At 44.6% G+C, this 16,140-nt stretch carries 12 protein-coding genes; 9 read left to right on the forward strand and 3 right to left on the reverse strand.

Annotation, left to right across the window (positions count from 1 at the left end):
* Window positions 1–146: 146 nt before the first annotated feature.
* The 8 genes from JMX83_RS01955 to mmsB all read left to right on the forward strand — a co-directional run bounded on the left by JMX83_RS01955 (window position 147) and on the right by mmsB (window position 12,046).
* On the forward strand, window positions 147–1,334 hold the full coding sequence (locus JMX83_RS01955; protein WP_406947613.1) for an MFS transporter: 1,188 nt from the start codon (window positions 147–149) through the stop codon (window positions 1,332–1,334).
* A gap of 310 nt (window positions 1,335–1,644) precedes the next feature.
* Complete coding sequence (locus tag JMX83_RS01960; protein ID WP_201598593.1) at window positions 1,645–3,315, forward strand: fatty acid--CoA ligase; 1,671 nt, start codon at window positions 1,645–1,647, stop codon at window positions 3,313–3,315.
* A gap of 314 nt (window positions 3,316–3,629) precedes the next feature.
* Complete coding sequence (locus JMX83_RS01965) at window positions 3,630–5,651, forward strand: propionate--CoA ligase (protein WP_201598602.1); 2,022 nt, start codon at window positions 3,630–3,632, stop codon at window positions 5,649–5,651.
* A 316-nt stretch (window positions 5,652–5,967) separates the two neighbouring features.
* Window positions 5,968–7,452: a CoA-acylating methylmalonate-semialdehyde dehydrogenase gene (locus JMX83_RS01970; RefSeq protein ID WP_201598603.1), complete on the forward strand. Its 1,485-nt coding sequence runs from the start codon at window positions 5,968–5,970 to the stop codon at window positions 7,450–7,452.
* A 186-nt stretch (window positions 7,453–7,638) separates the two neighbouring features.
* Entirely contained in the window at window positions 7,639–8,799 is a 1,161-nt protein-coding gene (locus JMX83_RS01975) for an acyl-CoA dehydrogenase family protein (protein ID WP_201598605.1), read from the forward strand.
* A gap of 32 nt (window positions 8,800–8,831) precedes the next feature.
* Window positions 8,832–9,614: an enoyl-CoA hydratase gene (locus JMX83_RS01980; protein WP_201598607.1), complete on the forward strand. Its 783-nt coding sequence runs from the start codon at window positions 8,832–8,834 to the stop codon at window positions 9,612–9,614.
* Between the two features lie 55 nt (window positions 9,615–9,669).
* On the forward strand, window positions 9,670–10,953 hold the full coding sequence (locus JMX83_RS01985; RefSeq protein ID WP_201598609.1) for an enoyl-CoA hydratase/isomerase family protein: 1,284 nt from the start codon (window positions 9,670–9,672) through the stop codon (window positions 10,951–10,953).
* Between the two features lie 151 nt (window positions 10,954–11,104).
* Window positions 11,105–12,046, forward strand: coding sequence for a 3-hydroxyisobutyrate dehydrogenase (mmsB, locus tag JMX83_RS01990; RefSeq protein ID WP_227675669.1), 942 nt, complete (start codon window positions 11,105–11,107; stop codon window positions 12,044–12,046).
* Between the two features lie 164 nt (window positions 12,047–12,210).
* Here the strand turns inward: mmsB and JMX83_RS01995 are convergent, their stop codons facing one another.
* Window positions 12,211–12,969, reverse strand: coding sequence for an IclR family transcriptional regulator (locus tag JMX83_RS01995; RefSeq protein WP_201598611.1), 759 nt, complete (start codon window positions 12,967–12,969; stop codon window positions 12,211–12,213).
* 593 nt (window positions 12,970–13,562) lie between these two features.
* On the opposite strand from JMX83_RS01995, the gene JMX83_RS02000 reads away from it, so the two are divergent.
* A complete protein-coding gene (locus tag JMX83_RS02000) occupies window positions 13,563–14,450 on the forward strand; it encodes a hypothetical protein (RefSeq protein WP_201598613.1) in 888 nt (295 codons plus the stop codon).
* Window positions 14,451–14,570: 120 nt separating this feature from the next.
* On the opposite strand, the gene JMX83_RS02005 is transcribed toward JMX83_RS02000, so the two are convergent.
* On the reverse strand, window positions 14,571–15,374 hold the full coding sequence (locus tag JMX83_RS02005) for a 4'-phosphopantetheinyl transferase superfamily protein (protein ID WP_201598617.1): 804 nt from the start codon (window positions 15,372–15,374) through the stop codon (window positions 14,571–14,573).
* A gap of 185 nt (window positions 15,375–15,559) precedes the next feature.
* Window positions 15,560–16,078 (reverse strand): peptidoglycan-associated lipoprotein Pal, encoded by a 519-nt coding sequence (gene pal, locus JMX83_RS02010; RefSeq protein ID WP_201598618.1) that lies wholly within the window; start codon window positions 16,076–16,078, stop codon window positions 15,560–15,562.
* Window positions 16,079–16,140 lie beyond the last annotated feature (62 nt).

Here is a 16,140-nt window from a genome sequence, read left to right on the forward strand (position 1 = left end):
ATTTATGGTCATGATCTTCATTTATAAATTTGCGTTATATTCCTCTATCACCTAAGCCAATGACGCCTCCTTGTCATAGCATAATCAATATAGTCAGCTCCCTTGTGAATAATTCTACAGATAAAAATCAAAATTTAGCACCAAAGATAGCAGCCGCATCCAGTCACTCTACGTCGTGGATATTAAAGCTCACGATAGGCCTGATTGGTATGTTTGCCTTTTTGCAAGTGTACTCTATCCAAGCCGTGCTGCCAGTCATGATGGTGGATTTTTCTGCGACGGAAGTGCAAGCGGGTATGATCGTTGGCGCTACTGTATTGGCCATTGCCATCATGTCACCATTTTTGGGCATGCTCTCAGATGCAGTCGGGCGCAAATCCTTTATCGTCGGTGCTTTGTTATTTTTGGCCATACCCACCGCGCTGGTTGCCCAAAGCTCTAGCATTGAATGGGTCGGTATTTGGCGTTTTATGCAAGGATTGTCTGTACCCGGTATTACGGTGGTGACGATTGCTTATATCGGTGAGGAGTTTGAGGGCCGGGCAATGACTGAGCTGATGTCCTTTTATGTGTCAGGATGCGTGCTTGGCGGCTTTATGGGTCGGTTCTTGTTAGGGCATTTGCATGAGTTGATTGGCTGGCGTAATGGCTATTATGTGATGACAGCGATGACGCTACTGGGGGCAATATGGGTCGGCAAGATGCTACCATCGTCTCGTCACTTTGAGGCCAACCCCAATTTTCGCTCAGCGATACAGACGTTGGGTGAGCATATCACCAATCGTTATGTGGTGACCGCTTGTCTGCTTGGCGCTTGTGTGCTGTTCTCCCTTGTAGGCTGCTTCACTTTTATCAATTTACATTTGGCGGACAAGCCTTATGAGCTTGGCACGGGTGCGCTCGCCAATATTTTTGCTGTATATTTGCTTGGTGTTATTATCACGCCACTATCGACGACATTGCTGCGCCGGTTTGGTTCAGCACGTACGGTTCGGGTAGCCATTATTATCTCCATGATTGGGGTACTGTTGACCTTGGTGACTCCACTATGGGGGGTAATCATAGGACTTGCTGTTATGTCATCTGGTGTGTTTATTACGCAGTCAGCGACCATCAGCTATATTGCTGTCAATGTCAAAAAAGGACGATCATTGGCATCAGGCTTATATTACATGGGCTATTACACAGGCGGTACACTTGGGGCGTGGCTGGGTGGTATAGCTTATGCGCGAGGGCAGTGGTCTCTTACCGTATGGTTGTTATTGTTTGTGCAGGTATTGGCGTTATTGATAGCCAGTTTTGGGATGATTAAAACCACGAGACGCGCTACTTAATGGTATGTAAGGCATCGTCTTTGTTTGGTTGCTCGCATTATGATACTTAATGTAAGGTTGCTTTACATGGTACTGCTTTTTTCTTACTATCAAAGAGGTCTTTAATCTTATTGCGGTCAGTGAAGCTTGTTTCTTTTACTGCGCCAAAGCCGATCGGTATTTAGCAGGACGCTATCAATAGTAATCAGAATGACTCTACATTATAAAAATAGTGTGGTTATAGCGGTTCATTCTGTATTAGTATGTCTTATTGCTACTTATTTATTACTATCTATAACTTATAAGCGCGACAAACAAGGAAGTTAGGTCTATGTCAAATATGTACCATGGTGCTCCCTCTGCCTATGATTATCCACTACTGGTCAAGCAGCTCTTAAACCGTGCAAAAACAGTGTCACAAGACCAAGAGATCATCTATGCGGACAAAAAGCGACTCACTTATAAGGATTTGTTTGAGCGTATCAATCGCTTGGCTAACGTACTCGCAGACTTGAATCTTGATGCAGGTGATATCGTTGCCGTTATGGACTGGGACAGCAATCGCTATCTTGAGTCTTATTTTGCGGTACCGATGTCAGAGTACGTTCTACAAACCGTCAATATCCGTCTATCACCAGAAAAAGTCCTCTACACCATCAACCATGCCAAGCCTAAAGTGCTGATGCTCAACTCTGAGTTTGCGCCATTGGTCAAAGATTATCAGTTTGAAAACTCTAGTATTGAGCACATCATTTGGCTGGACGATAAAGGTGTGACCGCTGAAGGGGTTTTTGGTAGTAATCAAAGCCGCGTGACAGGCGAATACGAAGCATTGCTAGAAGCTGCTGATAGCCATTTCGATTTCCCAGACTTTGATGAAAATACCATCGCGACAACCTTTTACACCTCAGGTACGACAGGTAATCCAAAAGGCGTCTTCTTTAGTCACCGTCAGTTGGTACTGCACAGTCTGGCAGAAGCGGCAACATTGGGTATGTTGCCGAACAAGCAAGGTGTTAGCTACGGTGATGTTTATATGCCAATGACGCCGATGTTTCACGTACATGCATGGGGTTTCCCATTTACAGCAACGATGGTAGGGCTAAAGCAAGTCTATCCGGGACGTTATGCACCTGATAGCTTGCTGGATTTGATTATCAATGAAAAGGTGAGTATCACACATTGTGTGCCAACGATTTTGCAAATGGTACTTAAAGAAGCACAAGATCGCGATGCCAGTTTTAATGGGCTAAAAATGATCATTGGCGGTTCAAGGTTGACCGAAGGTTTGGCAAAAACAGCAATGGCCCAAGGCATCGAAGTTTATACTGGCTACGGTATGTCAGAGACGGCACCGCTTATCAGCCTGACTGAATTTAGTCTCAATGAGCCTGAAATGACGGAAGATGAAGACATTGCCCGTCGCTGTATGACAGGTAAGCCAGTGCTCATGGTCGATGCGCAAGTATGGGGTGAGGGCAACAAACCAGTAGGTAAGGGTCAAGAAAATACGGGTGAGCTGGTGCTACGGGCACCTTGGTTGACCCAAAGCTATCTCAAAAATGACGACGCTGGTAAGGAGCTGTGGGAGAGTGGCTATATGCACACTCAAGACATCGCTTACATACGTCCTGATGGTTATATTAAAATCACGGATCGCCTAAAAGATGTGATCAAATCAGGTGGTGAGTGGATCTCATCGCTAGAGATTGAGACTATTTTATCATTGCATCCATCTGTAGCGGATGTTTCAGTGATTGGCGTTCGGGATAAGCAATGGGGCGAGCGTCCGCTGGCTTTGGTGGTATTAAAACCAAATGCTCAAGAAACCAGTGCTGACGACATCAAAGCCATTGCAGAAAAAGCGGTAGAGCGCGGTATCATTCCTAAATATGGCGTACCAAGTCAGTTTAAGTTCGTTGATGAACTGCCAAAAACCTCTGTTGGCAAGCATGACAAAAAAGTCATGCGTGAGATGTATGCCAATCAAACTCAAGTATAATATTATCTATCGATTGAATGTCGAAACGCTTGTGCTCATCAAAATGTCATGCGTGTTGCACGCTTAATAGTTGACCTTTGTGATGGGGTCTGCTACATTTTAAACCGATACATAACGTATCGGTTTTTTAATTCTGGCAAGGATGACCAGTATTTATCAGGACATTGTCTACCACACTCAAAACAGTGTAGCGTTGATAAAGCCAATCGCGTACAAAGATCATATCACGCGATGCAAGTGCGATAACAACTTAATAATGCGCCGATTATAAAACAATCTTATCCCATTTCTCGTTTATGCTAAGGACAGCTATTATGAGCGACCACGCCCAACACCCAGTCTCCACTCAAGCGGTAGACATGCCCACGTTCGCGGATATCTATCACGACTCCATTATGGATCGAGAGAAGTTTTGGGCTGAGCAAGCAAAGCGCATCTACTGGCATAAAGAGCCTAAGCAAATTCTCGATGACAGCAATCTGCCTTTTGCGAAATGGTTTGTTGGCGGTGAAACCAATCTTTGCTATAACTGTGTCGATCGTCATCTAGCAGACCGTGCAGAGCAAGATGCCTTTGTGTGGGTGTCATCAGAGATCAATCAAGAGTTAATAGAAACCTTTCCAGCGGTCGTTGATTCGTTTAAAGATCTGGGCAATAACGTTGAGTTTTATACAGATTATGCCAAGCGCCGCCTGACTTATAATGATTTATACAAAGAAGTCAATTACTTCGCAGACGTGCTACAGCGTCATGGTATTGGCAAAGGCGACCGTGTCATTATCTATATGCCAATGATTCTAGAAGCGGCATATGCCATGCTGGCTTGTACTCGTATTGGTGCTATACACTCAGTCGTATTTGGCGGATTTGCCGCGCATAACTTGGCGATCCGCATGGATGATGCTGAGGCAAAAATGGTCATTACAGTGGATGCAGGTCTGCGTGATGGTAAGGTTATTAATTATAAAAACCTTGTCAACCAAGGCGTTGAGCAGGCAACAACCAAGCCTGAGCATGTGTTAGTCGTCAATCGTGGTATTTTACCGTTTGAGCCGAGAAATGTTGACGTCGATTATGCCACTGAACGACGTCACAGCTGCGAGGCCCATGCAGTCGTGGAGCCCGTCTGGCTTGAATCCAATACACCTTCCTATCTGCTTTATACCTCTGGTACGACTGGTACACCGAAAGGGGTGCAACGTGATACTGGTGGTCATGCAGTCGCGCTGACGACATCGATGGATTATGTCTATGATGGTAAGGCAGGCGAGACGTTTTGGGCGATATCAGATATTGGTTGGGCAGTCGGACATTCTTATACGATTTATGCGCCACTGCTAGCGGGTATGACCAGTGTCATGTATGAAGGCTTACCACATCTACCGAACCCAGGTATCTGGTGGCGTATTGTTGAAGCCAATAAAGTTAATATCCTATTCACGGCGCCTACAGGCGTACGCATGCTCAAAAAGCAAGATGAAAGCTGGATGACGCGCTATGATGTGTCTAGTGTCAAGTCGTTCTTTTTGGCAGGTGAGCCGCTTGACGAGTCAACAGCTAATTGGTTGTCTCAGCATTTAGGCGTACCGATTTTAGATCACTATTGGCAGACAGAGTCTGGCTGGCCGATCTTGAGCCATACACCAAAATTCAATCATAAACTGCACAAGCAGGGCTCGCCCGGTTATCCTATGTATGGCTATGAAGCACAGGTCCTCAATGAGGAAACAGGTGAACCTTGTAAGGCGGGTGAAAAAGGACTGCTTGCGATTAAAGCGCCGCTGCCACCTGGCTGTCTCACCACGGTATGGCGTAACGATGAGCGCTTTGTCAGCAGTTACTTTGGTCTGTTTGATGGCCAGCAGTATTCTACTTCAGACTATGCAGTGACAGATGAAGACGGTTACTTTTACATCTTGGGGCGTACCGATGACGTGATAAACGTCGCAGGTCATCGAATAGGCACGCAAGAGATTGAAGAAGCAATCAGTACCCATCCAGAGATGGCGGAATGCGCTGTGGTCGGCATCCAAGATGAGCTAAAAGGCGAGCTACCGATTGCGTTCTGCGTCCTAAAAGATCAATCGCAAGTCGAAACCACCGAAAACCGTTTCCGTATTGAGCAGCAAGTGATAGGTGCTGTGGTCAAATCCTTAGGTGGTATTGCAAGGCCGGCGGCCATTTATTTCCCGCAGGCATTGCCAAAGACGCGTTCTGGCAAAATCCTACGCCGATCCATTCGTGCTCTAGCAGAGGATAGGCCTACAGGCGACATGTCGACGCTTGATAATCCAGCTGCTATTGATGCGATTAAGCAATCGATGAAGGATTATTGATTGGTATAGGCTAGCAACTATGTTGATGGCGCCTAAAAGCTAGGCTGATTTTTTAAAGCTCATGAGCAATCATGGGCTTTTTTGTTTCTGTTATTTGGGCAAATACCCTTTAACAAAACAAACTTAGTGAAAATTGTGATAAAGCGCTTGACCGTAAAATTGATTTATTGTTATAGTCAATAACGATACAAAATAAATCATTTTAGAATTTAGTTTTCTATAAATATTTTACAAATAGTTATTTATAGCTCTTAACTTTTAATGAATACTCAGATGCCGTCACACGGTAGTCTCGCAAAAAAGATAAGGATATCTTATGCACCACGTTCAGCAGCTCATCAATGGTCAGTTCGTACAATCAAACACCGACGAATGGATTGATATCACCGATCCAGCGACCCAAGAAGTCATCGCAAAAGTCCCGCAAACCACCAATGATGAGATTAACCAAGCGGTTGCCGCCGCAAAGAAAGCGTTTGAAACATGGCGCAAAACGCCAATCACCACGCGTGCTCGAATATTCTTGACCTATCAAGCACTTATTCGCGAGCATATGGATGAGTTGGCAGAAATCTTGACCGCAGAGCAAGGTAAAACGATTGCTGATGCGCGTGGCGATGTGTTCCGTGGCCTAGAAGTGGTCGAGCATGCAGCAGGTATCGCCAATTTGCAAATCGGCGACTTTGTAGAAAACGTCGCATCAGGTGTCGATACTTATAGCATCTGGCAGCCACTGGGTGTTTGCGCTGGTATCACGCCATTTAACTTCCCCGCGATGATTCCGCTATGGATGTTCCCAATGGCGATTGCGACGGGCAATACTTTTATCCTTAAACCGTCTGAACAAGATCCGATGGTGACTATGCGCCTCGTGGAGCTGGCGATTGAAGCGGGCGTACCAGAAGGCGTGCTGAACGTGGTGCACGGTGGCAAAGCGACCGTCGACGCTATCTGTGACCATCCCGATATCAAAGCGGTGTCTTTTGTGGGTTCTACCAACGTTGGTAAACACGTCTATGAGCGTGCCAGCCAATCAGGTAAGCGTGCCCAATGCATGATGGGTGCAAAAAACCACGGTGTTATCTTGCCTGATGCCAATAAAGAGCAAACGCTCAATCAGCTAGCGGGCGCGGCATTTGGCGCAGCGGGTCAACGCTGTATGGCGCTGTCAGTGGTCGTGCTAGTAGGCGCAGCTGGTGAGTGGATTGATGAAATCAAAGCCAAAGCAGAAAGTTTAGTTGTCTCAGCAGGTAAAAATGATAAAGATTTGGGACCACTGATTTCGCCTGCTGCAAAAGCCCGTGTCGAGCATTTGATTGGAACTGGGGTAGAAGAGGGCGCAAGCTTAATACTTGACGGTCGCGGAATTACCGTTGAAGGGTTTGAGAACGGTAACTTTGTTGGCCCAACTATCTTTGATAATGTCACAAGCGACATGCAAATTTATAAAGAAGAAATATTCGGACCAGTACTGTGCATTATGCGCGCTGATAGTTTGGACGAAGCAATTGCACTGCTCAATGCCAATCCACACGGTAATGGTACCGCGATATTCACCCAGTCAGGAGCGGCAGCCCACAAATTCCAACAAGACATTCAAGTCGGTCAAATTGGTATCAACTTGCCGATTCCAGTGCCACTACCAATGTTCTCTTTCTCAGGGTCACGTGCCAGTAAACTTGGCGACCTAGGTCCTTATGGCAAGCAAGCCGTACAGTTCTATACTCAGACGAAGACAGTGACGGCACGTTGGTTCGATGATGAAGCGAGCCGCGGTGTTAATACGACCATTTCGATTTAATCGTCGGATTACTGTATTTTCGGTATAACGTTAATACGACTTGCGGTACTATTGAACGCAATTTTATTATCGTTATGCCATTATCATATAGCGCTAATGTCTTATAAAATCTCTCACCAACATTTTTATTGACGTTTATTTGAGATTTAAGCCCTCTATTTGATCTATAAGAACAAGGATGACCCTATGGATTTTTCATTGACCGATGACCAAGTTGCCTTTCGCCAAACGGCTCGTCAGTTTGCGCAAAAAGAGCTCAAGCCGAACGCCGCTGAATGGGATCGCACCTCGCATTTTCCAGTGGACATCATCAAAAAATCTGGTGAGCTTGGCTTTTTGGGGCTATACACCAATCCAGAATATGATGGCTTGGGCCTACCAAGACTTGACTCAGCAATGGTATTCGAAGAGCTGGCATGGGGTGATACGTCCGTGGCGGCTTATATGAGCATCCATAATATGGCCGCATGGATGATCGGTGAATATGGTAGCGATAGCCTATGCAAAAAATATTTGCCTAATATGGTCAGCGGTGAGTGGCTTGGTAGCTATTGCCTAACAGAGCCCAATGCAGGCTCTGATGCGGCCTCACTCCGTACCAAAGCGGATAAACAAGGCGACTATTACGTACTGAACGGCGAAAAAACCTTTATCTCTGGCGCAGGCTCAACTGATGTATTGGTGGTAATGGCGCGTACTGGTGGTGCTGGGCCAAAAGGTGTATCTGCGTTTGTTGTAGATGCCAATAGTGCGGGTATCGAATATGGCAAAAACGAGCATAAAATGGGCTGGAAAGCACAGCCGACACGGACGATTAGCTTTAAAGATGTCAAAGTCCCAGCAGAAAACCTGATAGGTGAGGAAGGCCAAGGTTTTCGTATCGCGATGAAAGGTCTAGACGGTGGTCGTATTAATATCGGTATTTGCGCAGTAGGAACGGCACAATCTGCATTAGAGACGGCAACCAGTTACGTGCAAGAGCGAAGCCAATTTGGCAGTCCAATTGCTAGCTTACAATCCGTACAGTTTAAACTTGCTGATATGTTGACTCAGACCATCGCCGCGCGTCAAATGCTCTATCTTGCGGCAAGTAAAGTTGATAACAACGATGGGCAAGCGTCTACCTACTGCGCAATGGCAAAGCGCCTCTCTACGGATCTTTGTTTTGATGTTGCTAATGAAGCCCTACAGTTGCATGGCGGCTATGGTTATCTAAACGAATATCCACTTGAGCGCCACGTACGCGATTTGCGTGTCCATCAAATCCTAGAAGGCACCAATGAGATCATGCGCGTGATTATTTCGCGTCAAGTCTTGCAAGATGAAGGGTTAAGCCAACTGCGCTAATTTATCTCGCTTTACTAAAACAAGGATGTTTTATGACAGATTATACCAATATACAGCTATCTATTGATGGTCATACCGCAACATTGACGTTGAATAACCCACCTGCACATACGTGGACGATGGACAGTCTGCATGCGCTCAAACAACTCATCACAGATCTCAATGCCAATGACGATGTCTACGCATTAATTGTGCATGGAGATGGCGAAAAATTCTTCTCAGCTGGTGCAGATTTAAACAATTTTTCAGATGGTGATAAAGGCCGTGCGATAAGCATGGCGATTGCATTTGGCGAAGCGTTCGAAGCCCTGTCTGCCTATCGCGGTGTCAGTATCGCCGTCATTAACGGCTATGCGATGGGCGGTGGACTGGAGTGTGCGCTCGCATGTGATATCCGTATTGCAGAAGCGCACGCTCAGATGGCACTGCCAGAGACAGGTGTGGGGTTACTGCCCTGTGCAGGTGGTACCCAAAACCTACCTTGGCTAGTCGGTGAAGGTTGGGCCAAGCGCATGATACTGTGCGGCGAGCGCGTCGATGCAGATACGGCTTTGCGTATCGGTCTGGTTGAAGAGGTCACTGCAAAAGGCGAGGGGTTGCAAGCCGCGCAAAATTTGGCAAAAAAAGTCGCTAAACAATCACCCGTCGCTGTCAGTTATTCCAAAGCACTTATTCAGGCGGCTAGAGACACGCCGCCTGCACAAAATCTTATTCATGAGCGTGAGGCCTTTGTTAAATTATTTGATACCCAAGACCAGCGCGAAGGGGTGCAAGCCTTTTTAGAAAAGCGTCAACCCAGTTGGCAAAACAAATAAGCAGCGGTCAAAACGCTTGAGCCATCTTTATTATTTAATTTTGTAGGTCACTTTTATGACAGCAGCTACGACATCGACTAACGATACCAACAGCACTAACGCGCAAACATCAGCCAATAATACAGCACCAGAAGCGTCTGTATTGTTCAATATTGAACCGACAGATTGTGGGCACTTGATTGGAGTCATGACACTCAATACACCAAAATCGCTTAATGCGCTCAGTGTTGATATGTGCCAACTGCTAGCAGCGCAGTTAGAGGAGTGGCAAGCGGATGACCAAGTAGTGGCGATTGTGTTAAAAGGTGCAGGCGATAAGGCCTTTTGTGCGGGCGGTGATATCCGTAAACTTTATGACAGTATGTCTACTAGTGCGCCGATGCCAAACCCTTATGCCACTGAGTTTTTCAGTCACGAGTATCGTCTATATCGACAAATGCACTTTTACTCAAAACCTCTAATATTATGGGGTGATGGCATCATTATGGGCGGCGGTATGGGGCTGATGGCAGGATGCAGTCACCGTGTCGTCACTGAGCGTACGCGTTTTGCTATGCCTGAGATTACTATTGGCCTATTTCCTGATGCCTCAGGCAGTTGGTTCTTGCAGCGAATGCCCGCCAAAACAGGTTTGTTCTTAGGCTTGACTGGCGCGATGTGTAATGGCAATGACGCGCTGTTGGCCAACCTAGCAGAGTATGCTGTTGCTAGTCATGATTATGATGCTGTCATACAAAGTCTTAAGCAGAGCGACTGGCAAAAGTTAGATAGTGCCAGTAGTTCAAACAAGTTCCATCATAATAGTGCGCATAGTATCGTCAGCCGTGCACTTGCTGAGCTGCCAGTAGCCGAGTTGCCTGATAGCAAGCTTGCGACGTATTGCCAGCCTATCCAGAAACTGATGAACAGTGGTGGCTTGGCAGATATCGATGCGCTGCTACAAAATGATGAAGCCCTAGCACAGTTAAATAAAGATTTTGCAGAGGACAGTTGGACTCAGCGAGCAGTTGCAACCTATCGGCATGGTTGCCCAGTGACAGCAGCGTTAACCTACGCGCTGTATCAAAAAGTCGCTGATTTATCGATCGAACAAGTACTTTATTTAGAAACCAACGTGGCAGTACATTGTGCAGCCAATCCTGATTTCAAAGAAGGCGTGCGGGCATTATTGATTGATAAGGATAAAGATCCGCAGTGGTCGCGCTCATTGGCAGACTGTCTAAGTGTAGAAGGCCAAGCGTATATCGATAAGCACTTTGGAAATCCTTATCCAGAAGGTGAGCATCCTCTAGAAGGTTGGTTGGGTGAGGAAGCTTTGGGTAGTCAGCATGTGCGCTAATTATTTACAGACAACTCAAAAAGTAAGACAGATAATGTTTTTTAAAACTTTTAAAAAAGCATCATAAAACATGACGTAAATATATCACTAACAAATATTGTCAAATGGTATGTAGCAATGGCTACATCATAAATCATCAAGGAGTGATGAGATGGGTACAAAAGATACAGTTATGATGGATAATAACTCTAAACCAAATATTGCCTTTATTGGGCTTGGTAATATGGGTGCGCCTATGGCAGAAAACTTATTAAAGGCAGGCTATACACTTTCTGTCTTCGATCTGTCTGACGCAGCAACCCAGCGCTTAGAAAAAGCAGGTGCTCGCGTGGCACAGAGTCCTAAAGATGCGGCGAGCAATGCTCAAGTTGTCATTAGTATGTTGCCGGCGGGTCAGCATGTGCATTCTGTGTATCTGGGTGATAGTGGCGCTGATGGGTTATTGGCAGAATTACTAAAAGGTACGCTTGTGATTGACAGTAGTACGATAGCGGCTGCTGATGCTAGAACAGTGGCAGACGCTGCAAGCCAGCTTGGCATCGACTTTTTGGACGCCCCAGTATCTGGCGGGACAGGCGGGGCGATTGCTGGTAGCTTGACCTTTATTGTTGGTGGTGATGACGACGCTTTTGCCAAAGCTGAGCCGATACTCGCTGTAATGGGGAAAAATATTTTTCATGCAGGCGAGCATGGCGCAGGACAAGTTGCGAAGATTTGCAACAACATGCTGTTAGGTATCCTAATGGCAGGCACGGCAGAGGCGATTAATTTAGGGGTTAAGAACGGTCTAGATCCCAAAGTGTTATCAGACATTATGCTACAAAGCTCAGGTCGTAACTGGACGTTAGAAGTCTATAACCCTTATCCGCAAGTTATGGAAAACGTCCCATCTAGTAATGGCTACCAAGGTGGTTTTATGAGTAAGCTGATGCAAAAAGATCTAAATCTTGCCATGCAAACAGCTCAAGATACTCATGTAGACACGCCAATGGGTGCCAAGGCAACAGAGTTATATGCCACGCATGCGCTCGAGAACGGTGATAAAGACTTCTCTAGTATTATGGGCCGTCATGATGCCTCGGTATTGTTTTAGAATTATCTTAGAAATAAAGACTCATATACTTAATCACTCTTGCTATCGTGAATAGTGAGGACTGATTAGAGATAGCTTGTTAGATGAAAAAAGGTTCAAGCTATAAACATAGCTTGAACCTTTTTTTATTATTTGATCGTAGTAATGAATGAGCAATGACTCTATTAGCTTTGCAGGTCATACACGAGAGCTTGGATATCTTGCGCTGCTTGCTGTAGCCGAGGCACATGAGTCAGTAACTCGTCGAGCGATACGCGTATCGTCGGTGCATGCAGGTACAATGAGGCCAGATAGCGCGACTTTTTATCTAATATAGGCACCGCCACCGCCACCATCTCAGAGATAAACTCCTCGTTATCAATACCAATGCCAGTGGTAGCGATACGATCGAGCTCGGCATTCAAAGCGTCAATATCAGTGATGGTGTTTTTGGTAAATTTATCTAATGGTAGACCTTGCAGTATTTTATTGCGACTGGTGGTAGACAATTGGCTCAAATACAATTTACCAGTTGCCGTACACCACATGGGCGACTTCGCTCCTACAGGGAGGTATATCTGCAATGGTAAGGTCGTTTGTGCGCGGTTGGTATAAATCATATTCATATGATAAGGAACACCGATACCGCAAGTTTCTTTAAGCTCATCAACCAGTTTTTGCAAAATCATCTGGCGCTCATTAAAGAATAAGCGCTGCTGCCAAAGCTCAACGCTTAGATTGCGTACCCGTTTACCAGGAACAATACCGCCACCGATATCAACGGTCAAAAAACCATCGTCGACCAAATTCTGAATCAAACGGTGTATGGTTGGCTTAGGAATATCCAACTCTTGCGATAGCTCAAGTGGAGAGAGAGGTTTAGAAGCATATGACACGGCTTCTATGATCTCTAACACACGGGTAATCGAGGATACTTTAGGCATATAAAAGGCTCAGTAGTAATAAAAGGGGTGAGGCTGACGAGACTATAACGTTTTCATAACGAAGACAAATAGTAATAAATCTGCATTCCCACAATAGATCTATCGTTATGTCTAATTTAGCACAATATAAAGCTCAGACAAGGCTTAGTGACACTATATAAGAACATTTGTACTGTTAGCTTCAATATTTACAATTTTTTCTAAGCGAAACAGTAGATACCTCAACTCACATACTGCAACATTCTGTAGTAATAAGCTATATAACTGGTGTTGAGTTGAACCGCTTACTCAGACATTATGATGAAACATTTTGTAATACTCTCACATGAACATTAAGCAAATCGAGATTCATGTCTACGCTGATTAATTGCTTTGAGAGGGTTTTGTAACAGGAATTCAAAGTTTTGCAGGTTGGTGTAGCAATTATTACAGTAACTATGCAATCTTTACATAACGGCAAATAAAAAGCGCATCCTTGGGGGTGACTTTTTGAGTCAAAATTGTTTTAATCTCTTCAACAAAATGGTGGTTTAAAAAAGAGCAAAATTACCATTTTTTACGGGCGAGTTACTTTACACTTTAGGAGAATAATTATGAAACTTATTAAACTTACAGCTATCTCTGCTGCTGTTCTAGCATCAACTGCTGCATTAGCAGCTGATCCAGTTATCGTTGTTGATGACAACGATGCAGTAGTATACGAAGCTGAGCCAGTAGCTGTTGCCTATCAAGCAGAACCTGCTTATGCATACAATGCTGATGCTGGTATCGTAAGCAACACAGCTGGTGCTGTAGTTGGTGGTACTAAAACTTTCTTCCAAACAGCTGTTAACCCAGCATCTGTTAGTGCTGAAGTTGGTACACTAGGTTATGGTGCTAACATTGCTTGGGCAATGAATGACAAAACTGAATTACAAGCTGGTTGGGCAGGTGGCGATGTTGCTGACTTGTTCGGTGGTGATTTTGATGCAAACGACATTAACTATGATGTCGATACTGATTTTAGCAACCCATACCTAGGTGTTCAGTACCGTCCTGCAGCCAACTGGTTTACAATGGGTGCTGGTATTATCGTTCCTGATAACGATATCGATGTAAGAGCTAATGCTGAAGGCGACGGTTATTACAGCATCGATGGCAACAAATATTATGCTGGCACGGCAACTGCGGAGCAACTTCTTGAAGACGATTTTGGTGGCCAAAATGTAGGTAACCTAGAAGGCTCTTTAGAACATCGCAATAAACTAGCCCCTTACTTAACTGTTGGCTTCCGCCCTAATATCACGAATAACTTCGGTGTATTTGGTGAAGTTGGTGCAGCATACTTGGGTAAAGTAGACGCAGATGTCCGCTATACTGGTGAAGGTGGTAACACTGTCGCAGCAAATCAAGCTGCTCGTGATGCAGAAAATGATTTAGAAGACAAAAACTGGCTAGAGTGGATGCCAATCGTTAAACTTGGTGCAACTTACCGTTTCTAATCTGATCACAGTGTAAATACTGTCATTAGAAGAGAACAAAAAAACGACCCTAAAAAGGGTCGTTTTTTTATGTCTAGAAGAAAGTGAAGATAATAAATATAAGAGCATTGCTAAGGATTATCAAAAAACGACTACTGTCTGATCTGCTTGTAATACTGCAATCTGGTGATTGGATTGATCGTTAGTATGACCGATGATAATAAAGTCTTTATTTATATCCTCAGTCAAGGCAGGGATGATATCAGAGTAATCTACACCTAAACCTTGTGCCAAAGTATACTGATGAATCTTGATAAAGCTTTCTTTGATTTGCCATAGTAACTTTGCAATATAATCACGCTGATTTTTTGGTAATGTCTGTAAGATAGTAATTTCATTATCTGAGTAAAAACGCTTGACGATATGCCAAGCGACATCATTGTGCTCGATGTCGATTCCAGCAGGGCGACGATGGCTGATGACCGCTGCTATTTTGCTGTATGAAATAACAGCGATATTTTGATTAGGTTTTTTATTGAATTCATTTTTGTTATGAGCAGCTGTATGGCTAAAACAGACGTAATACTTGCTTTGGCGAAGACGATAGGGAAAGCTCGACTCATCTAAGGTATCGCTGATTTCTAGCTTATTAAGTAGCGCTTGTAGTAACTGTCTCACACCTTGGCGCTGTTGTTGACGTTGCCTATGAGCAATACTACGTTTCGATATTGGTTTTTGTACTGCATGATAATGCCATTTGAAATGACGAAGCTCATTAAAGACTATATGTGATGATAGATATGCTGATAACCAGTATGAGTCGTTCCACAAGTTGCTAATTCCTACAGGACTGGATAAATCACTTACTTGAGCAGTCACGCACCAAGTTTCATGGTCGAGTTGAGTAAGTTGGACGTTAGTGATATTTAGTACTGGTATTATCATGAGTGGTCATTAATATTTTTAATTCAAAACGAAGTTTTTTTAGGAATATAAATAATATAATTGAAATTAGGTATCTTACATTTGACTCTGAAATATTTATATCTTACTCAGCTCAATAGAATATAAAAAGCCCAGTAATATAACATTACTGGGCTTTTTTAAAGCAAATGATTTTTTAATGCCTCTTAGTAAGACAGCTCAGCACGGCGGTTTTGGGCATAGGCGTCTTCGGTGTTGCCAGCCGCTGCAGGACGTTCTTCACCATAGCTAATGACACGGATGTTGTTGGCGGCGACACCCTGAGCAGCGAGGTAATTGCGTGCTGCTTGGGCACGGCGCTCACCTAGTGCCATATTGTATTCACGGCTACCACGTTCATCAGTATGACCTGCGATAACCACACCAGCTGCTGGATTTGAGTTTAATAGGCTCACGTGTTGGTTAAGGACACTCGCCGCTTGCGCAGTGATTTCGCTGCTATCAAAAGCAAAGTAGACAACCGCTTGTAAGTTTTCAGCACCAGTAATGACAGCGGTTGAGTTATCAACGATGACGGCACCATTGTAGCCAACTTGACCACCTGGAATACCTAGCGGCGCGACCACAACTTCTGAGGTAGCGCGTTTAGTCGCACAACCTGTAGTGATTGCAACGGCGCTTGATAATACAGCTAAAACAGCGATCTTAGAAAAACTGATTGACATGACGAGCTCCTAAAATTTTAATTAAATTTATTTTTTAAACTGCTTACGATAAAACTCAGGCA

It is taken from the genome of Psychrobacter piscatorii, assembly GCF_904846415.1.
Classification (GTDB): Bacteria; Pseudomonadota; Gammaproteobacteria; order Pseudomonadales; family Moraxellaceae; genus Psychrobacter; species Psychrobacter piscatorii.